Here is a 20571-nt window from a genome sequence, read left to right on the forward strand (position 1 = left end):
TTGGTATTTATTGAATATTTCAACCGAACCCTGGCTAAACCATTTGAGTGGAAGTACAAAGGCTACGCAAAGACCGTCTAGACTGGTGGGTTATTTCTGCCGCGCTGCACTAGCCTGAGCGAATTGGGAGGCTAATTCTACTCACATCAGAAGTAAACGATTTGTGGCTCTTGTGCCGTGATATCCTGATGTTTGCGCCCTGCTCCGTAGTGAATTAAGTCGCTGTGGAGATTGGCTGTTCCCTATCCCCTTTAATATTGGATCGCAGTATATCTGCCATGTTCTCATCTGAATTACCCCACGAGAATGGGCAATCTGGTAACGAAAGCATCACGCTAACGGATGCAGCAGGGCGATCGCTCAATTGCTACGTTGAGCATTCTCTGGAGGTAGAAGGTTCCGAATACCTACTCCTCTTACCTGTGGATTCCCCTGTGGAAATTGTTGTCTGGGATGAAGAAGAAGACGAAGACTTAGCTGACGCTACTCTCCTTGAAGATGACGAGGAGATTGATTTAGTCTTCTCTGATGCCCAAGCGGTTCTCGCTGAGCAAAATCTTACCCTCAAGCGCACTGCCTTCACGCTCACCGTTGCGGGTGAACTCCCATCTGTGAATGAGGACGATATCCTCACCATTGAAATTGAGGAAGATGATGTCGAACTAGAACCAGAGCAGTTTCAGCTTCTTGCTAGCTTCTATCATGAAGAACAGGAGTACGGGATCTACACTCCCCTCGATCCACTCCTATTTTTTGCTCAGAGAAATGAAGCTGGTGAGCCTGAGTTACTTTCCCCAGAAGAATTTAAAAAAGTGCAGCCGCTGCTGGAAGAACTGCTGTTTGATGAACTAGACGAGGAGTGAGCATCTTACCAAAGACAGAGAGGGAGAGTCCAGAAGTAGTGATTTCCCAAAATACCACAACCCTTGTAGGCAAAATCTTGTCTAAATCAAGGGTGATGTCTTGAAGAAATTATCGGGTAAAATTTTTTTCTTCACCCTCTTGCTCCCCTCTCATCTTTAGTAGTACACCAATATGAAAGCTGTCAGAAGCATCTCCAAGTGGTCATATTATCTTGCTTTGCTACCACTAACACTGGCTGTCTGTGCATGGCAGGGCTGGGCGTGGTGGAGTTGGGCACAGTCACCACCTACTCTAGCTCCTGCTTCCAGTACAACAGCAGGAAACGATGTACAGATTCAAATCCCTTCAGGGACAGCAGCACAGCAGATTGGTAATGACCTGGAAGCTGCTGGTTTAATTCGCTCGTCCCACGCCTGGAAGCTATGGACATATTGGCTGAGGTTCCAAGATCGTGAGGGTGGATTTCAAGCAGGAACTTACAAACTATCACCAACAGAACCGCTACAATCCATTGCCCAGAAAATTTGGAGTGGCGAGGTGATGCAGCTCTCGTTCACTATCCCTGAAGGATGGTCACTTCAGCAGATGGCGACTTATTTTGAGTCTTTGGGCTATTTCAAAGCTCAAGACTTCCTAACGGCGGCGAGTCAAATTCCTAAAGATAAATATCCTTGGCTACCCGATGGGATACCGCACTTAGAAGGGTATCTGTACCCAGATACTTATCAGCTACCGAGCGATCGCGTTTCGCCCCAACAAGTCATCGAACTGATGCTCAACCGCTTTGAGCAGGTAGCGCTACCGTTGTATCAGCAAGGACAACAACAAACTCAGCTCAACTTTGCTCAGTGGGTAACCTTAGCTAGCATTGTGGAAAAAGAGGCAGTCATTCCTGCTGAACGCTCTCGCATTGCTGGAGTCTTTGCCGCTCGTCTACGTCAAGGGATGAGACTAGAAACTGATCCAACTGTTGAATATGGACTAAACATTCGACAAACGGCTGATCAGCCCCTGACCTATGCACAAGTAAGAGTTCCCTCGCCTTACAACACCTACCTCAACCCTGGTCTACCCCCCACCCCAATTGCGAGTCCGGGTGTTGCTAGTCTGAAAGCTGCACTCAATCCTGAAAATACTGATTACCTCTTTTTCGTTGCTCGGTACGATGGCACTCACGTTTTCAGTAAAACGGTAGAAGCTCACGAAGCCGCTAAAGTCGCTATCCGCAAACAACGGCAAGCCCAGCAACAAGCCTCTCCTTAACCAGTACTCTTGCTATAGCTGCTAGTTACTGGCTTAGAGTGTTAACCTTAGCGAAAGGTAATTGCATCTAAGAACGTGAACCCTTAATACGAAGTCTGGTTGGTTATTCCCTTGAGCAACCTAGGTTTAAAGTCCACTGCAAGTGACCAGATGGTAGGCGTAGCCAAGGCTTTTGTCGTATCACGCTATACGAACAGGAAAACACAGCCAAAAGGGGGAGCTTGTATAGAAATTAATCTCACGGGATTAAGATGAGAACCTACCTCAAAGTGGTTATGGGATTTGAATTGACAGATGTAGACGGCTTGAGATTTGCTGTAGGCTACACAAGTATTTGAATGTCACCATCATGACGTTTTGGATAAGCTCTTAAGAACAGTGATATCCCCTTGAACCTCCAAAACTAGTGCATCACAACCATTGGTACGAAAAAAGGCTTCAATACTATCAGCAACTTGAGCTAGCTAAGGTTAGTATCCTGAAAAACGAAGGAATCTTTAAAGAGAAGAACGTTAAATTGTCAGAATGCAAGCAGATTACTAATAACTACTGATGTCTTGGTTATCAAATTTACAGCCTGATTTAATCTTGGGAGGCCCAATCTTGAGCCTGACTCAAGATATCCTAAAGCACTACCAGATCAAGGGTCTAGTGTTGGATGTTGATGAAACTCTAGTACCTTTGAGAGCAACTAAAGCTTCCACAGAACTTATGGAGTGGGTGGAGCAGGTTAGACCTGTGGTATCGATCTGGCTCGTTAGTAACAATCTTAGTGAAAGTCGAATTAGTAGCATTGCCAAGTCGCTCAATTTGCCCTATATGCTAGGGGCACGTAAGCCTTCACGGCGAAAGCTCAAAAAAGCAGCGGAGGCGATGAATCTCCCTGTGCAACAGGTTGCTATGGTAGGCGATCGCTTATTTACAGATGTGCTGGCAGGCAATCGCTTGGGGATGTTCACCATCCTTGTAGAACCGATGGTAGACCCAGCGAGAACGGTCACTTCCTACCCAACTCGTGATTTTGAAGTTTGGATATCTCAATCCTTAGGAGTAACAATCACTTCCACGCAACAAAACTTAAATAAACCTGACAAATCAAGAGAAAGCGAAATATAAAAAAAAGATTATGAAGACCAATGTTTTAAGGAATTCATGAGATTCTTAGTAATGGTTCAAATGGGGTCAGCCAATATAAAGACCCTAATTATAAAAAGTTCATGATTACTCCTTTTAGAGCGCCAAGCTTCTCATTGTTGAGAAGTGGGCGCTTTATAGTTTCGTATTGCAAAGAAGTCTCAGTCGTTGTGAATATGGAGGCGTAACACCACTTTCTAGTGAGCAAGAACCTGTAAAATCACTCCATGCCCCAAACGATTGTTGTTAAAGTTGGCACGTCCAGTCTGACCCAACCAGCCACAAGCCAGCTAGCTCTCTCGACCATTGCCAAAATAGTTGAAACTCTTACTCAGCTGCGAGTCTCAGGTCATCGCATCGTGCTAGTGACCTCTGGAGCCGTAGGGATAGGTTGTGCGCGACTAGGATTAAAGTCACGACCCCAAACAATGGCTCTTAAACAAGCCGTTGCCGCTGTCGGTCAGGGACGCCTGATGCGGGTATACGATGATTTTTTTACTAGCCTCTCTCAACCGATCGCCCAAGTTCTCCTGAGCCGTCGTGACTTTGTACAGCGTAGCTGCTACGTCAACGCCTACGCGACATTTCGGGCTTTGCTGCAATTGGGCGTTATCCCAGTCGTGAATGAAAATGACACCGTTGCTGTCGAGGAACTAAAGTTTGGCGATAATGATACACTCAGCGCCCTAGTAGCAAGTTTAATTGAAGCCGACTGGTTATTCTTATTAACCGACGTAGACAGGCTTTACTCTGCTGATCCACGTCTGGTACCGGATGCCCAACCAATTACACTCGTCAACAGCATTGAGCAGCTAGAAGAATTACAGATACAAACGGGTGACGCAGGTTCTCAGTGGGGTACTGGTGGCATGGTTACAAAAATTTCTGCTGCTCGTATCGCTACCAGTGCAGGGGTGAGGACGGTGATTATGGAAGGACGTCGCCCTGAAGCCATTGAAAAAATCTTGCAGGGAGAACCTCTCGGCACGCAGTTTGAAGCACAGCCCCGGACTGGCAATGCCCGCAAGCGTTGGATTGCCCACAACCTCGTTCCAACAGGTAAGCTTTATCTCGATAGTGGGGCAGTAGCAGCAATAGTCCAAGCCGGGAAATCCCTATTAGCGGCTGGAATTACGGCGATTGAGGGAGATTTTCGCTCATCAGAAGCAGTACAGCTATGCGACAGCACTGGCACGGAAATTGCTAGAGGGCTAGTCAACTACAGCAGCACTGAACTCCAGAAAATTCGAGGGCATCAATCCGACAAAATCCCTGCTATTTTGGGCTACGCTGGCGCAGAAACTGTTGTTCACCGTGATAACTTAGTTCTGAGCAATTAGCTTAGCTGTTGCACATCTGATTTTAGATCAAGCGGGAAAGGAGAAAGGTAACGACCTATTCTCCTTTCCCTTCAACCTTTTGCCTATAAGTTCATACGGTTAATCAAATGTGCAATCGCTTAATAGTTTGATGCCTCAGGGGGAGCAATATCAACTCCCGCTTTGACACCGTTTTTGCTAGCTTTTAATCCAGGTTTACTCGTTGCTTCTGCACGATCAGCTTTAGGAGAGACGGAGGCTTGAGAAGGAGTAGCTGGCTCAACCTCTACTGATGTACCTGAAATCGCTTGTTTCGACATTAAACCTAGTCCTCCAACTGCTCCTGCAATGAGAGCTGTATAACCAAGGTACAAGTGTACTGAATTCAGTTGAACACCTGGGATTGCTGGGGATTCGTACCAGGAGGGAACTACAGATTTCACAGGGTCAGGTTGCGGAATGGAATCTGCGATCGCCACACCATTCAAACCCAAAGCACAGCCGATTCGACGGATGAAGCCGCGAACATAGACATCCTCTGGTAACTGGTCTATGCGCCCCGTTTCCAATGATTCAATGTGATGAAGTGGTACAAGGGTTTGAGTATGAAGTTGCTGTACACTAAGCGATCGCGCTTGACGTGCTTGCCGCAGTTCTTGACCGACTTGACGCAGAAATTCCTCTCGCTGTTGTGCGATCGCTTGTGCCGCTAGTTCTGCCTTACTTGTTTTTTTTGCCGACTTAGTCTCACCAAATGTTCTGCTGATGAAACCGGGGCTTTTGGCTTTCTCAACGGAAGGGGTAGCTTCTTCGATGGAGGTTGCATGAGGCTGTGATTCTGCCTGCACTGGTTGCTCATTTACCATGGGGGGGGGATTTGTCTCCTCTTGACCAGCTTTGTTCGTTCCGTCCTTAGTCACAGGAACGATTTTATACTGTCTGACAAATTGCTGGAATGTCAACCGAACGGCTTCTCGCCCGACTGCTTTAACTAAAATTTGAGCAGTGCCAAATCCCTCTCCTAGCATCGTCTGTAACCCAGCCATGGTACGGCGGTAAACTTCGCTATCGAGCAGTTCCGCTTCTATCTGAGTTAGGACATTTCGTAGTCCTTCCTGAGTAATCTCAATAGGTGGGGATTCGATAAAACCGTTACCGTATGTAGGTTGCATTACCATAGCTGCCTGTTATTTCCGTACTTGAATAAAACTGTTTTGACCAGAGGCGAATTACCCCTAACTCCGGTGAGCCACATAAGGATAAAGATGGGAGTGCTACCAGTACACCCACCAAAGTTGCTGCTAAATTGACATTGGGCTTGGGCTTTCTATGTAACCTTTCGAGCAGCCTAAGGACAAATCCGGAGAGTTGTGTTAGAAAAAGCCTTTGTGGATTGGATCTTGAGCGAATAAGCCGCCCTACAAGACTTGTAGGGAGATGGGAGAGATTTTTCTTCTGAAGTGACTAAAGGAAATTAAGCTAAAAGCGATCGCTCCTTGCGTACGGCACCTGCCATGACCCTTCCCAAAAACCAAAAACCACCTCGAATTTTAAGTCTGAGGTGGTTTATTTAAGTGGAGCCTACGGGAATTGAACCCGTGTCCGCCTTGGGTATTGACCTACCGTTCATTCACAGGTTTAGCCCTTCTAACCCTCAGGGCGGGAACCATCCATTATCCCGGATGACAGGATTCTTTGGTGAAGTCTTTTCCCCTCAGCCGACCAAAGGCAGCTAAAGAGAGCATCCGTTGGGGTTGGTCTATAGTCCTTAACGGAGTCAAACTATAGACGCTCGAACCGATTAGAGGTTATTAAGCAGCTACAGGAGCAGCCTTACGAGCGAAAGGAACGATGTTGTTCGCATTTACTTTTTTTTTGAGTCCGGTATTAACGAGAGAAGACTCACTCTCGACCTGAATCACGGGGCGGCTTTCGCCAACACGTCGAAACCATTAAGGCCCCATGTCATCTATTTACCATTATAGTCGGGGAATCAGGAGTGTCACAAGAGAAGTTCAGAAAGCGGGGACTGCTGGAGTTCAGAATTTCCTATAGCTCAATCTGGGGCATCAAAATCCTAACTAAATTCAATTGTTCTCATTCTCCGTCGTATTGGGTTCAGGCTTCTTTGGGAGAGCGTCTTCCGGTGGTGGGGGTGGTGTTACAGGTTGTTCAGCTGGCGCACTGGTTGATGGTGGTGGTGGGGCAGCTTGTGAAGCTGGGGACGCTTGCGGTGCTGCCGATGGCTGAGGTTGACTAGTTGAAGTGGCTGGGTTTGAGGTGGGTACAGGGTCAGGTGCTTCACCTGCTGGCACAGATAAAGTGTTTGTCTTTACTGGCGTTGGTGATGGCGAGGCAGGTGCGGGTGCGCTGACTGGCGTCTGCTGAGATTCTTTGCGGCGACGAGAAGATCGGCGCACGGGTGTCTGCACTGGGGGAGAAGGGCGAACTACCTCTACTGGTTTAGTCCGCTTTGGCAGTGTATCCTCCTGGACTTCATCAACTCTAGGCTGTACAGTAGGAAAAATTGATGGTTGGGTAGTGGGGGGATCTGAGGTTTCTTGAGGTTTTTGGGACTGATGCCAGACCGTGCCTACAGCCGCTAAACCTGTTGCGATCGCCAATCCCATCCCAGCTAAAATTTTAGGAGTACCTAAGCGCTTAACACCTTGAACCTGAGTAGCAGGCGGCGATTCTGGCTTAATTTCAGGTAACGGTTGGGGAACAATAGGAATCGTTGCTACTGTCTGGATTCGGCTTAATCCAGGTACCGTAGTACTACCCTGGTCATAAGGGTCAGGTAAAAGTGACAACCATTCATCTACACTGGCTGGTCGGTAACGCGCCTCTACTGCCATACCTCGCATCACCGCTTGGTTAAGCGCTGCACTCACATGAGGTTGTAAATCGCGGGGGGCACTCATCGGTTGGCGATCGCGAATTACAGCCGGGGTCGGGACTTGTTTAGTCAACAAAGCATAAAGCGTTGCCGCCAAACCGTAGACATCCGATGCGGGTGTACGCTTTTCCTTGCTTAAATACTGTTCAATCGGAGCATAACCCTCAGAAACCATACTTGTATGGGTTTGAGTTGAGTCAGTTTTAAACTCTCGTGCAATCCCAAAGTCAATTAAAACTACTTCCTGGGTACCTTGCCGCAGGATGATGTTCTCTGGCTTGATATCCCGATGAAGTAAGCCCTTTTGATGTACAACCTTTAAGGCTTCTCCAATTTGTCGGATGTAGTTAATCGCTGTTGCTTCACTTAAAGCTTGTCCTTGAAACACAACAGCTTGCAAAGTCTGACCTGCTACATAGTCCATAACCATGTAAGGTGAACCCGCTTCTACAAAGAAGTCACTAACCCGGACAATATTCGGATGAATGCATAAAGCCAGCCGTCGCGCTTCATCTTGAAACTGGCGCTGAAACCGGGCAAAGTCTGAGTGTAAGTGCAGGGACTCGTTAAGGGTTTTAATCACCACTAGCTGACCCAAGTAGTGATGGGTGGCTTTGAACGTAACCCCAAAGCCACCCCGTCCCAATTCTTGCTCTATGGTATATTTGCCACCCTGTAAAGTTTTGCCAACTAACGAGTTCATAACGCTGACACCGTTGTTCATTTTCGGTTGTTAGTCTTCTCAGGAGAGTCTAACAACTGGTATATTGACGCAGCACTCGTACCTAAGTTGCAATTAAGCTCTCTGTTAAGAGTATAAATACGTTGCCTGTATCAACCAACTCCTCACTCTAGCTCAAAATTGCCTTTCGTGAGTAGAACGCTAGTGCAAGAAGGCTCTTATGCAGGAGGCTCCAGGGCAGAATGAATATTGCTTATACAGTGAGCTTCTTAACCTTTTTCAACTAAATAGTTATTTCCGCCTTGCTAGACTAGTTCATCAAATTATTGCCACTACCCAGTATCGAATAGATATGTACAATCGAATTTTTATCTAATGCGATAGGTTTGTGTGCTGACAGGAGAATTCAATTCTTCCAAAGCGACAACTCTCTCTTATCGCTGAAATAGGCACCTGAGATTTTGAAAAAAACTCTATGGATATATAAAAATAAGACGATAACTTAGAATTTAATAAAGCTAAATAAAGTAAGTGCCGAGCAATGAAATATTTTTACTTTCTGATTTCTTTATACTTTATCTACGGAAATAATTTAGTATTAAAACAAATTTAGAAAATTGGATCTATCCAATTTCCTTGAAGAAAAAGTGTTGATCAAACATACCATCAGGTTAATTGATTTGCCCTATATTCACCAAGCTTTACAACGCAATGCCAATGTGAACGCTAAAGTAAAAAGACCATTCGTTAATCAATATGTATTTGAGGTAGTACTGTTATGACTAATACTGCTTCTGCCCAAACGGGGAACTTCTGGGACTTTGAGTTTGTCACGCCGCAACCGACACAGGATGCTGACTTACTCAGGCAACTAAATTTTGTTCCGGGTTTGAAAGAAATTCTCATGCTGCGTCAAGTCCATGCTCTAGAACACGCAACTGTTTGGGTTCTTGGTGAGCGAGGGAATCTTGGTAATGCCAATGGTTCAACAACGACTCGGCAGTCAGACAATGTAACTTTAGGAGGCTTATCCACTGACGAGGGTTTTTATCTCTATGGTCGGGTAAACCTAGCTGATTTGAGAAGAGCTGTTCCCACTGCCTTGCAGCGCCTTACAACAGGAGAATGGGACTTGGCAGTACATCCGCGTTGCGGCACTAATCTCTCTGTCGGTATGTTTTTAACCGCTGGGCTGGCGTTAGGCACTCATCTACTTCTGCCACGAGGTCCCATTGAGCAAATTATCGGTCTGGGTATAGCCGCAGCAGCAGCGACTCAACTAACCCCTGATATTGGTAGCCTTGCCCAACGATACTTGACAACAGCTATTCCTTTTAACCTGACAGTTGTGGACATTACGCCCACGTCCGATATCTGGGGGCGTCCGGCGCATTTCGTCCAAGTTCGGTGGCAGGAGTAGGCGCATTTTGAAATCGAGATTTTCGCTGAAAGCTTGGAACTAGGAGGTTTTGCCAGCAATTTAGCCCCCAGTTCCCAGTCGCCAATGTCCAATCAGTAATAAAACTTAAAAGGCAGATTAAACAGATAGCCCACAACGAGTAGTACGCTGTAAAGCTAGAGCGCAAGGGAAAAAACTCTTATGGTTCAACGTGGTTCTAAAGTACGAGTTCTCAGAAAAGAATCTTACTGGTTTCAGGATGTTGGCGTTGTCGCGACTGTAGACCAAAGCGGTATCAAATACCCAGTAATTGTCCGTTTTGAGAGAGTCAACTACGCAGGTGTCAATACCAATAACTATGCCTTGGAGGAACTCCTAGAGGTTGAAGCACCCTCACCCAAGACAAAACAAGTCTTGCAAACAGCGGGTGGCGGCAAAAGCACCCCCACAGACGAGAGAGTGCGTAAGACAGGTCAGGGTACTACAACCAATAATCCGAAAGCTCCTAAGGTACCAGAGGAACCGGGTGGTGACAAAGCTGTAGAAGGCGATCCTAATCAGGGAACGGAAGCGCGTTAAGACGTGCCAGAGTTACCTGAAGTTGAAACAGTCCGCCTGGGTTTAAATCAAGTAACCTTGAACCAGGTAATTTTGGGTGGCGATGTGTTGCTTGCTCGCACGATCGCTCACCCAATTTCTGTAGGTGAGTTTTTAGCACAGCTCAAGAACGTTACAATTACAGGCTGGCATCGACGCGGCAAATATTTACTTGCACAACTGAGTAAATTAAACTCAGGCGACGCTGGCTGGTTGGGTGTCCACCTGCGAATGACGGGTCAGTTGCTGTGGTTCAATCAAGAAGACCCATTACAAAAACACACGCGAGTGCGATTGTTCTTCCAAGGCAGCCGCGAATTACGTTTTGTTGACCTACGAACCTTTGGTCAGATGTGGTGGGTGCCACCCGATGTTGCGCCAGAAAGCATTATCACGGGTTTGAAAAGGCTGGGACCAGAACCGTTTTCTGCTGATTTTTCAACCGAGTACCTAGCTGGAAAGCTGCGAAATCGTCAGCGTCCCATAAAAACTGCACTGCTGGATCAGGAGTTAGTGGCAGGTGTAGGAAATATTTATGCTGATGAAGCCTTGTTCTTGAGCGGTATCCCACCAGAGACGGTGTGTTCGGCTCTGAGTTTAGAGCAAATTGAGCGGATTCGCACATCAGTTATCCAAGTCTTGCAAGCAAGCATTGAGGTTGGTGGCACTACCTTTAGTAATTTTCTCAATGTACAAGGCATTAATGGCAATTACAGCGGAGTTGCCTGGGTGTATGGTCGCACGGGTGAGCCTTGTCGTGTCTGTGGCACATCGATTCAGCGCCTTAAGCTAGCAGGACGTTCATCTCACTTCTGTGCGAAGTGTCAGCGCTGATCAGCTTTTTGGTTATTGGTTATTAGTTGTTTGTCTTCTTGTGTCTTACAAACAATCAACAACAAAGAACGAATAACCTACAAAACGAGCGTAAAATGCTAAACAAAGGGATTGATCGCTTTGCAATAAATCGAACATTATGGCAGACAAAATTAAAAAAGGGTCTTTGGTTCGTGCTATCCGCGAAAAGCTGGAAGGTAGCTTAGAAGAGCAAGCCAGTGATTCACGCTTTCCTCCTTACATATTTGAAACTAAGGGGGAAGTTGTAGATACCAGAGGTGATTATGCCCTGATCAAGTTTGGTCAGGTACCTACTCCCAATGTTTGGTTACGCATGGATCAGCTAGAATCCATAGGTACTGCAGCCGCGTCTGACGCTTAGGACAAGTCATTTCAGTCGCGCTTCTTAACTCATGGCATCTTCCCCTATGTCCACCATTCCAGACACAGGCAATCGTGTCGCAGTGATTGGCTGCGGTCGGGTCGGTAGCACTCTCGCGCAACGGATTGTAGAGAAGAATCTTGCCGATGTCGTGCTACTCGATATTGTAAATGGTCTGCCTCAAGCTCTTGCTCTGGATTTACTGGAGGCACGGGGAATTGAGCGTCATGATTGCCAGATTATTGGTACTTGTGACTATGCCGAGACGGCTGGTTCTGCGATTGTTGTAATTACTGCTGGAAGCCCCCGGAAACCGGGGATGAACCGGGACGACCTGTTGCAGATTAATGCAAAGATTGTCGTGGAGGCAGCTAAAAATGCGATCGCTCACTCACCTGATGCTCTGTTAATTATTGTCACAAATCCCCTAGATATCCTAACTTATCTAGCATGGCAAGCGACTAATCTCCCGCCGCGCCGCGTCATGGGAATGGCAGGTGTTCTGGACTCAGCTCGATTCCAAACCTTTATTGCTATGGAATTAGGGGTTTGCGTCCGGGATGTCAGCGCCTTGGTTCTGGGAGGGCATGGGGATTTAATGGTTCCCTTGCCTCGCTACTCTACGGTTAATGGTATTCCCATTACTGAATTGATGGATACAGTTACGATTGAGCGTTTGGTAGAACGGACTCGCCACGGTGGTGCAGAAATTGTGGAACTCATGCAGACGGGTGGAGCCTATTTTGCACCCGCCTCTTCCACCTGCTTGATGGTAGAAGCTATTCTAAAAAAACAGTCGCGCCAGGTTCCAGCATCTGCCTATCTTCAGGGCGAATATGATTTAAATGATATTTTTATAGGAGTTCCCTGTCGATTGGGCTGTCGCGGCATCGAACGAGTGATAGAACTCAATCTTACGGATGCTGAACACGAGGCTCTCAAATCGTCTGCTGAGTCAGTACGCCAAGGCATCAAAAAAGCATCCGAGATGCTTAAGAATTAAGAATTTAATTAAATAACTTACCTACTTTGTCCTTGAGGTTGGGTTGAGAGAAACCGATTTTCGCTCCCCTAGCCGCCCAATTTTGCCGGGAACTGGAACTTCAAAGTCCCCCAGAATTGAGGGATTTAGGGGGCATCCAAGGATTATGCGAGAAACTCCATGAAGCTAGGCTCACAACGAAGGATAAAAGTAGTCTTTCAAGATAGATCTACTATCGCTCATAGAGACGTTCCATCGGAACGTCTCTACAAAGTTGCTAGTTGAGTGCTACTTGGTATTAATAGCCCGCTTCCTCTTCATATTCAGGGGCTTTGGTCTTCTCTGGAATGTTGACTCGTGGAGCTTTGTAAGGCTCAGGGTCATCATCATCATCCCAGGCATCACCCTCAACTTCGTAATCTTCGTACTCATCTACATAATCTTTTCCGTAGCGAGAAGGCTCGTTGTACGCTGGCTCCTCATATCGGTTGAGCCGGGGCGCATCCACTCTTTCATCACCCCAGTTGTCTTCTTCGAGTTCTTGTTCCAGATATCGGGGTGCGGGGGCTTGGCGACGTATCGGAATCGGCTCTGGTTCTGGCTCGTCTTGCCAATCATCCTCATCCCAGGATTCTTCTACTGGTGTCGCCGCTTGGATAGGTTGAGACACAGGTGTACGAACAGGAATTCCCGTTCCTAGTTGATTCTCTGGTCGAGCGGTAGGAGTATAGTAGCCTTCCTCTTCTTCTCGCTCCCAAGGTGGTCTACCCACACCCAAACGCTCTAAAACGCCAACCGTTAGCTGAAGTAGCTGCTCTTCAGCACCTTCAAACACAATCAAGCGGTTTGGTCCGCTGCTGACAATTAAGTCGACTGGCAGCTCATAAGTACTAATAACTTGGTCAGGAATCTGCGGTAAGCCCAACGACGCAACAATCAACGAAGACACTTTGCCGTCTTCAATACTGAATTTAAAGCCTCTTACCCGACCGAGCATTTCGCCCGTTTCTGTAATGACTTCGCTGTTAATCAGGGTGCTGTAGGCATCAACGTCAATATCTTCAATTACATCTTCGTCATCAACCAGGATCGTATCGCCAATCCGTCGAATGCTGCTCAGGAGCATATAGCGTGGCATCCCAGCAACCGAGAGCAAGTTATCTCGCAAACCTAGCGCTACCACTTCGCGCCGATCAATGTCTACCAAAAGCTCCTTAACGACTCCCAGGCGCTTGGCGCTGTCGATAGTGACTACCTGAGTATTTAAAATATCGGAACGTTGACGAATTATTTCAGTTGTCATTATGTTTTGCAATCCCGATCTCGATTCCTGCTGGAATATCAATATCAATATATTGAACGCTAAATCATGAAATTTAAGCTACCGAATTGCACGCTTAGGCGGCAATTTTAGCCCTAAGACTTGAGTATAAGCTCCTCTGGCTTGAGTAACACCGATTGTACGCTCAGAAGACTCGATCATAGGTCGGCGAAGACTTACAACAATAAATTGGGCTAAAGTAGCCTGTTGTTTGATCATTCTAGCTAATCGCTCGACGTTTGCCCCATCGAGAAACATATCAACTTCATCAAAAGCGTAGAACGGCGAAGGACGATAGCGCTGGAGGGCAAAGATAAAGCTGAGGGCGGTGAGAGATTTTTCTCCACCTGACATAGAAGCGAGTCTCTGCACAGGTTTACCTTTGGGGTGAGCCACTAAGTTCAGTCCGCCATTGAAGGGGTCTTGAGGATCATCAAGTTGTAGGTAACCGTCACCATCGGAGAGTTCCGCAAAGATGGTTTGGAAGTTTTCATTAATGGCATCAAAGGCTTCTTTGAAGGCGCGAAACCTTAAAGTTGTAAAGTTTTCCACTCGTAACAGAAGTTCAGTGCGCTCAGCTTCTAGAGTCGCTAGTTTCTCAGAAAGTTCTGACAATCGAGTCGTCGTGCGTTCATATTCTTCTAACGCCAACATATTAACGGGTTCCATCGCTTGAAGGCGTTTTTGACCGTTTCGTATTTCTTTTGAAAGCTGTTCGAGTTGAGCAGCAAATGAATCAAATGTAATCGAGTCAGATGGCGCTAATTCAGATTCACTCAATCGTGTCTCTACAAGCAAGGGAACTTCTGGCAAGGGATCGGGTAACTCGGCTTGCTGAATTTGCAGTTGAGCTTGTAGGGTAGTCAGTTCCTCACGTCTTGCTAACTGAAGTTCTTGGAGTTTTTGCAGTTGCCAGGACTGCTGTTGCTGTTGTAGGTTCTGTTCTCGCAGGTGTTGTTCTGCGCGATCGCGTTTCTGTTTTGTTTCTCCTAATTTTTGCTCTAGCTGCGTCAGTGATTCCTGCGTTTCCCTAATTTCCTCACTAACCGCTGATAGCTGAGTGCTGAGTGCTGAGCGCTGCTCCTGTACAGATTGCTGTGTAGCATGATACTCTTCTATCCGTTTGTGACCCTCTGTAATTTTTTCAGCCGTGCGTTGCTGTTGATTTTCCAAGTCTTGTAGCTGTTTTTCCGATCCTCGGAGTGCTTGTTCGCACTCTTTTAACCGAGATTCCCAGTCTTTGATGACGGTTTGAATGTGTTGCCACTCGCTGTGCGTTTGAGACTGCTCTAATTGGGCGAGTTGTTGGCGTAATCCAACAAGCTGAGTTTCTTGAACGGGTAACTCTACGGTTAGAGTTTGGAGACGTTCTTGAGCCGTGGCGAGTTCTTGCGTGTTTTTGGCAAGAAGCGATCGCACTTGCTCCTGTTGCGCTGTTAGATTCTGAATCTCCTTGTGTAACTGCTCCAAGCGCAACTCGTTTTCCTTGCGCTTGCCTCTTGTCTCTGTAAGTTCTTTTGTTAGTTGTTTAGCTAAGGCGGAGGCTTGATTAACCAATTCACCACAGCGATCTAACACCTGTTCAATCTCCTGAAGGCGCCTTCTTAATCCAGCCAGTTCAGCAGATTCTCCAGCATCGCTAGTACCAAAGTGCAAGCCAGAACGCTGGGTACTACTACCACCTGTCATTGCGCCACTGCTTTCCAGGATTTCGCCTTCTAAGGTAACAATACGATGTTTGCCTAAATAAGGACGAGCCGCATGGAGGGTTTCAAAGACAACCGTTGTGCCAAAAACGTAGGCGAAGACGTTCTGGTAGCGGGGTTCGCAGTCAATCAGGTTAACTGCATAGTCAATGAAGCCGTTTGCATAGCGCAGGGCTGCTGTATCTGAGAATCTAGGCGGTTGGATTTTGTTGAGTGGTAAGAAGGTTGCTCTCCCGGCACGCTTTTGTTTGAGCAACTCAATTCCTGCCGCCGCAACACCATCATCTTCGACAATCAAGTTTCCCAAACGCGCACCTGCTGCCGTTTCTAAGGCTAGCTGATAGCGGGGTTCCACGCGACCCAGTTGGGCAACTAATCCACAAACACCTGGTATTCCGGTTTGGAGGATAACTTTTGTGGCATAGGTGCCTTGAGCTTCTTGTTCTGCTTGCGCTTGGGCTTCTAGTTTATCGAGTTGGCGTTGCTTGTCTCGTTGTTCGGCAAGTAATCGAGTTTGAGTTTGCTGCTGGATTTGGAGTTCTTGTTCTGTTGCCGCAAGTGATTTTGCAAGTGATTGGATGGCTTCAGAAGAGGCGCTTAATTGTGCGTCTAAATCCCTAGACTGAGCTTGTTTTGTCGCAATTTCTGGTTCTAGGGTTTGCAAAAGCTGGGTTTGTTCCTCGATGACACGACTAAGCTGGCTCTGACGCTCTTGCAACTGTGCTTGCTCGGTGCGTTGTGGGTCAATGGTTTGCAGTAATGTTTCGATCTGGCGGCTAAGGGCAGTTTGTTGCTGCACCCAAGCTTCCGAGGCAGATGCGATCGCATTTGCTTGTTCCCGACTTTGGTTGAGGGCTTCTTGAGCTTCGTCGCGTTTGGCACGTAGAGACACGATTACACTTGTCTCTACACGATGTTTCTCTTGGGCTAGCTGTTGCAGGGTTTGCTCGTGCTGTTGAATTTCCTCTTGTGTTCGTTGGAGTTGACGCTCAGTTTGTTGCTGCTTATCTGCTAGTTCCTGCTGCCGAATTGTGAGTTGACGCCGTTCGGCTTCCTGAGTAGCAAGGGTTGAGGCGACAGCTAGCTGTTCTTCTTCTCCCAAACTTTTTACATGGGCATTAAGTTGGTCAAGTTCTGTTGTCGCTTGGCTAATTTGGGTAGTTAAAGTAGCTAGTTGCTCATTTAGCTGAATTTCTTCTCGTTCCCCTGCCTCAATCTGATCTTTGAGCTTTGACTCTTGTTGTTGAAGCGATCGCCATTTGAGTACAGCTTCCCACTGCTGTTTTTCTTGGAGTTCAGCGCGGAGTTTTTGGTATTTCTCAGCTTTAATGCGATCTTGGCTCAAGCGATCGCGTTGAGCAACCAGTTCTTTTTCAATAATTCGGCAACTGTCCTCCCGCTCTTTTACCATGTCCAGCGTTTGTCTAGTCTGAACAATTTTGCGATCAAAGGCAGCAACACCAGCCAACTCATCAATAATCTCTCGACGTTCGCGTGAGTTCATCGAAATGATGCTGGTGACATCCCCTTGCAGCACAACGTTGTAACCCTCTGGATAAATCCGCAGACGGTTGAGCTGTTCGTGAAGTTCACTGAGGTTGCAGGGTTCGCCGTTGATGTAGTAGTTCGAGGTGTAAGTACCTTGCTGAGTGACTCGCAGCCGTCGCGTCACACTCCACTCTTTTGCTACCTTCTCTTGCCCCTTCTTTTGAATGAGGGATTCGGGGAGGTCAGATTCTGGATTTTCCAGTTTCCCCTTCTCTGTATCCTCTTCATCCTCGTCTAAGAGAACATCCGGTGCATCCGACAAATCAAACGTAACAGTAACACTGGCTTCAACAGTACCTCGACGCTCCCTGTCGTGGTTGACCAAATCAGGAAGGCGTTCTGCTCGCATTCCCTTAGAACTGGCAAGACCAAGGCAAAATAGTAAGGCATCTAGAATATTCGACTTACCTGACCCGTTTGGTCCAGAAACAACCGTAAATCCAGGCAGCAGAGGAACCGCTGTCGTACCGCCAAAAGATTTGAAGTTGGTGAGTTCCACTCGCTTGACATGCACCATAGGCGCTAGCTTGACTGTGTTTTATGCAGTGGTACAAGTGTTCAGGGTAACAATTCTCAACAGGTTAGCACGGGTATTGAGGAGATGAAAGATGGTTCATACCGTACTTTGAGGAGGAACTTGCCAAAATTTCGAGTTGAGAGGGGCACTAATGCGATCGCGTTAGCGTTTGCGTAGCAGGGTGGGTCAATAGCAAAGTGGAACGTAGTTCAGCGCTGCTGCCAAAGGCGATCGCTTTTAGTTGCTGTTAATTACTATCTATATGCAATGAAGGGCAGACTCTGCTACCCCAACACCTCATCTACCTTAATCTCAACATCAGCAAACGCTTCTACTGATAAGGTTTGACTCCGTTGGAACGTCTGAACGTTCTGGCTGGTAAACCGTTTTCTGAAATCATCATTGAGGATCGCGGTGGGTACTCACGATAGCTTAAACTGCTGGGTTGCTAATTGATAACCCGAATAATCACCCGTAAGTAGAGCGATCGCGTCCTCTTCCCCTACAACGGCTCCTCATCCTCATCTAATTCATCCAAGTACAGTTGACTAAACTCCGCTACCTCTATTTAAACAGACTAAAATTCCCGCCTAACCAGCATTGAGTCCTATCTCAGAAAACTTAAATAATTTCAATTTGAAGATAGTGGAACGAAATCGTAACCCGTGCCAGAGCGAGAGGGATTAGCGCGACTGATTTTCACCATTTGAACTGGCGAATTGACATCACCTGAAGACAAAAACCGAATGGTTCTAGTACTACCAGCTGTAGAAAAGTCGGAGGAAGCAAGCGTTTGTTGTATCCCGGAGCGGCTGGGCTGGCGCTTCAAGGCTGCGATTAAAGCCTGTACTGAATCATAGGACATGGCTGTAACTCCGTTCACATCACCGCCCCATAGCTCTCTAGACTGACGAGGAAAGTTAGATTGCAGATTCCCCTCGATATGCCAAGGTACTGCCATTACCATTCCGACCGCTGCCTCCCTGCCAACTTCTAGAGTTTTGATTGAATACAAGTTAGCCAGATCTCCCAGAACAACTAACTGTTTATTATTGACTTGAACAACCTGCAATGCTTTATCTACAGCAGCGTTGTTTGTCGCTAGCATTAGCACTTGTGCTCCCCGATCAATTGCTTGTTTAACACTCCGAGCCGCACTAAAACTTGGCTCAGACAAATCAAACTCTGCAACAACTTCCCCACCTCCTAAAGAAATAGCTGTAGCCAATTCTGACTTGAGTTCTCGGCTATAAGTAACTTCAGGAAGTGAGAAAACCGCTACTTTTTGTAATCGCAACTTGGTTAGTATATAGTCTGCTAACGCTCTACCGCCTGTGTAATTATTAATAGTTGTCCGAAAAACATAGGGACTGAAATTAGAAAGTTTAACCGTGGTGCTGACTGGGGCAATAAATACAAGTTTTCCCGAATCATAGACGGATGCTGCCTCCAAGCTGACATCGCTAGTCCAATGACCTGTTACAGCTAAAACTTCAGGGTTTTTAACTAACGTAGTGGCAAGCTGTTTAGCAGTTTCTAAATTATCGTCATCATTGGCGAGCAACAGCTTGAGTGGCACCCCATTGATTCCACCAGATTGATTGACTTCATTCTGTGCCTGGGCAAATCCCCGCAACATTTCTAGGGCGTTGTTAGGATTAGAACCACCCATAGGTACTACTGCGGCAATCATGTAAGCTTTTTGTTTACCAATACGGGCATTATTGAGATAAATCAAAGCTTCTGGATCATTACGATTTTCCTTTAACGCGGCTTCCAGATCAGCGATCGCTTTCTCGTAATTTTCCGTTGCCAGTGCGGCTACGCCTGATTGCTTGTTGTCCGAGGCTGCCCCTGGTGTTAGGATTTTTTCGCCAGTGCTGAGGCGCGTGGATATTGCTTGCTCTTTATCTGCACTGTCCTGACTACTAGGAGGTAAACTCCATAACTTAATATCTGAACGACTCCTTAGCCACCATAACCCTGTGCCAAGCAAAAGAATGGTGACAATTAGAGAAATGAAGAGGACGAGAGATTCATTCTTCTGAGACATAGGGCTTATATCCTATAAGCGTTTGCCCATTATAGGACAAGAGCTTATAGTCCACTGAGAAGGTCATAAAAAGAGCTATGACAACCTTAGGCTAAGCCAAGATAACCTCCTCTAAAACTGTTCTTATGAGGTGAGATGAGGCACAAAACGGTGCGGGAGCGGCTTATAGGAGTACAATAGCGCGATCGCGTCCTCTTCCACTACAACTAAGCCTCATTCTCATCTGATTCATCCAAGTACAGCCGAATAAACTCCGCCGCCGCCGCCTGGTTAATCTTCTGAAGTCCCTTCCTAATTTCGAGAACTGCCTCAGCTGACGGATCTGTAGCCTCATTGAACCAGTAGTGAATCTTTGAGCGCCCTATTCCCATCACCACGGCTAATTTATTTTGGCTAATTCCGTAGGCTTCTAATACCTCTCTCAGAGCCTTACCTGCCTTTCCCATGGCTTCTATGGTGTCAGAGGCTCATGACCAAGTAAATGCTCAAAATATTGAACATTCTGATACGATAATAATGTTCAATATTTTGAACAGAATCATTAACTAAAAAAGCAGGTAAATTTCGATGACAGAAGACTTTATTCCCGATTCAGACCAAACCCCCGACTCTGAGACACCTTTTCCAGCCAATACATCATCAGAACCCAACCGAGTTCCCCTCAAAATCCTGGTCATCAGTTCTCCCAAAGGTGTCACCAGCACCATTCACAATTTCTATCGTCTCGGTTACGCTCAAATTAGCGAATGGAGCAAGCCACAGCCAACGCAAACTCCTGGTGAAGTGATGAGCGTTCTCAGCCGCCGCATTCCTATTGACTAATCTCTATAAAGCGCGATCGCGAAATGCGGCTGTATACAGAACACAAGTTATAAATCTAACCCCCAACCGCTTTCTCTACAAGGTAAAAGGGAGCAAGATGCCCCTCTGATCTAGCAAATTTCTTGTTCCCTCTCCTTGCAGGAGAGGGTTAGGGAGAGGTCATCACAGAAGTGTAATTCAATGCAATTAAAAGAAGCGATCTGATATCCAGCATTTAACTGATAATCAAAGGAGAAAAAGCGATCGCTA

Annotated in this window: 16 protein-coding genes and 1 other RNA gene; 10 read left to right on the plus strand and 7 right to left on the minus strand. The window is 46.7% G+C overall.

The annotated features are described in order from the left end of the window. Positions 1-278 precede the first annotated feature (278 nt). From H6F98_RS32515 to proB, 4 genes are all read left to right on the plus strand, one after another. Positions 279-863: a DUF3727 domain-containing protein gene (locus H6F98_RS32515; protein ID WP_192222883.1), complete on the plus strand. Its 585-nt coding sequence runs from the start codon at positions 279-281 to the stop codon at positions 861-863. Positions 864-1035: 172 nt separating this feature from the next. Continuing rightward, positions 1036-2127: an endolytic transglycosylase MltG gene (mltG, locus tag H6F98_RS32520; RefSeq protein ID WP_192222884.1), complete on the plus strand. Its 1092-nt coding sequence runs from the start codon at positions 1036-1038 to the stop codon at positions 2125-2127. A 552-nt stretch (positions 2128-2679) separates the two neighbouring features. Further along, positions 2680-3243 carry a YqeG family HAD IIIA-type phosphatase gene (locus H6F98_RS32525; RefSeq protein ID WP_192222885.1) on the plus strand — a complete coding sequence of 188 codons (564 nt, stop codon included), beginning with the start codon at positions 2680-2682 and terminating at the stop codon, positions 3241-3243. Between the two features lie 245 nt (positions 3244-3488). Continuing rightward, complete coding sequence (gene proB / locus H6F98_RS32530; protein WP_192222886.1) at positions 3489-4601, plus strand: glutamate 5-kinase; 1113 nt, start codon at positions 3489-3491, stop codon at positions 4599-4601. 119 nt (positions 4602-4720) lie between these two features. Here proB and H6F98_RS32535 read toward each other — a convergent pair whose 3' ends face one another. From H6F98_RS32535 to H6F98_RS32545, 3 genes are all read right to left on the minus strand, one after another. After that, a complete protein-coding gene (locus tag H6F98_RS32535) occupies positions 4721-5752 on the minus strand; it encodes a RodZ family helix-turn-helix domain-containing protein (RefSeq protein WP_242058802.1) in 1032 nt (343 codons plus the stop codon). Positions 5753-6152: 400 nt separating this feature from the next. Further along, positions 6153-6542, minus strand: a transfer-messenger RNA (tmRNA) gene (gene ssrA, locus H6F98_RS32540). Between the two features lie 125 nt (positions 6543-6667). Next, entirely contained in the window at positions 6668-8182 is a 1515-nt protein-coding gene (locus tag H6F98_RS32545) for a serine/threonine-protein kinase (protein WP_192222888.1), read from the minus strand. Between the two features lie 757 nt (positions 8183-8939). Between H6F98_RS32545 and H6F98_RS32550 the strand changes: the two genes are divergently transcribed. From H6F98_RS32550 to mdh, 5 genes are all read left to right on the plus strand, one after another. Next, complete coding sequence (locus tag H6F98_RS32550) at positions 8940-9581, plus strand: DUF6391 domain-containing protein (protein WP_192222889.1); 642 nt, start codon at positions 8940-8942, stop codon at positions 9579-9581. A 180-nt stretch (positions 9582-9761) separates the two neighbouring features. Further along, a complete protein-coding gene (locus H6F98_RS32555) occupies positions 9762-10139 on the plus strand; it encodes a photosystem I reaction center subunit IV (protein WP_192222890.1) in 378 nt (125 codons plus the stop codon). Positions 10140-10142: 3 nt separating this feature from the next. After that, complete coding sequence (locus H6F98_RS32560) at positions 10143-10991, plus strand: DNA-formamidopyrimidine glycosylase (protein WP_192222891.1); 849 nt, start codon at positions 10143-10145, stop codon at positions 10989-10991. A 139-nt stretch (positions 10992-11130) separates the two neighbouring features. Continuing rightward, positions 11131-11373 carry an NAD(P)H-quinone oxidoreductase subunit O gene (locus tag H6F98_RS32565; protein WP_192222892.1) on the plus strand — a complete coding sequence of 81 codons (243 nt, stop codon included), beginning with the start codon at positions 11131-11133 and terminating at the stop codon, positions 11371-11373. A 31-nt stretch (positions 11374-11404) separates the two neighbouring features. Beyond that, complete coding sequence (gene mdh, locus H6F98_RS32570) at positions 11405-12376, plus strand: malate dehydrogenase (protein ID WP_192222893.1); 972 nt, start codon at positions 11405-11407, stop codon at positions 12374-12376. Between the two features lie 277 nt (positions 12377-12653). Here the strand turns inward: mdh and H6F98_RS32575 are convergent, their stop codons facing one another. The 4 genes from H6F98_RS32575 to H6F98_RS32590 all read right to left on the minus strand — a co-directional run bounded on the left by H6F98_RS32575 (position 12654) and on the right by H6F98_RS32590 (position 19946). Beyond that, the gene (locus H6F98_RS32575) at positions 12654-13658 is read right to left on the minus strand and encodes a PRC-barrel domain-containing protein (RefSeq protein WP_192222894.1); all 1005 of its coding nucleotides are present in this window, start codon (positions 13656-13658) and stop codon (positions 12654-12656) included. A 78-nt stretch (positions 13659-13736) separates the two neighbouring features. Continuing rightward, positions 13737-17447, minus strand: a complete 3711-nt coding sequence (gene smc, locus H6F98_RS32580) for a chromosome segregation protein SMC (RefSeq protein WP_192222895.1) — start codon at positions 17445-17447, stop codon at positions 13737-13739. A gap of 631 nt (positions 17448-18078) precedes the next feature. After that, positions 18079-19500 (minus strand): ABC transporter substrate-binding protein, encoded by a 1422-nt coding sequence (locus H6F98_RS32585; RefSeq protein ID WP_192222896.1) that lies wholly within the window; start codon positions 19498-19500, stop codon positions 18079-18081. Positions 19501-19706: 206 nt separating this feature from the next. Beyond that, positions 19707-19946 carry a helix-turn-helix transcriptional regulator gene (locus tag H6F98_RS32590; RefSeq protein ID WP_192222897.1) on the minus strand — a complete coding sequence of 80 codons (240 nt, stop codon included), beginning with the start codon at positions 19944-19946 and terminating at the stop codon, positions 19707-19709. A gap of 121 nt (positions 19947-20067) precedes the next feature. Here H6F98_RS32590 and H6F98_RS32595 point away from each other — a divergent pair, with 121 nt between their 5' ends. Then, positions 20068-20322 carry a hypothetical protein gene (locus tag H6F98_RS32595; RefSeq protein ID WP_192222898.1) on the plus strand — a complete coding sequence of 85 codons (255 nt, stop codon included), beginning with the start codon at positions 20068-20070 and terminating at the stop codon, positions 20320-20322. The last annotated feature ends 249 nt before the right edge of the window (positions 20323-20571 follow it).

The sequence above is a fragment of the Microcoleus sp. FACHB-SPT15 genome (assembly GCF_014849525.1).
Classification (GTDB): Bacteria; Cyanobacteriota; Cyanobacteriia; order Cyanobacteriales; family Coleofasciculaceae; genus Symplocastrum; species Symplocastrum torsivum.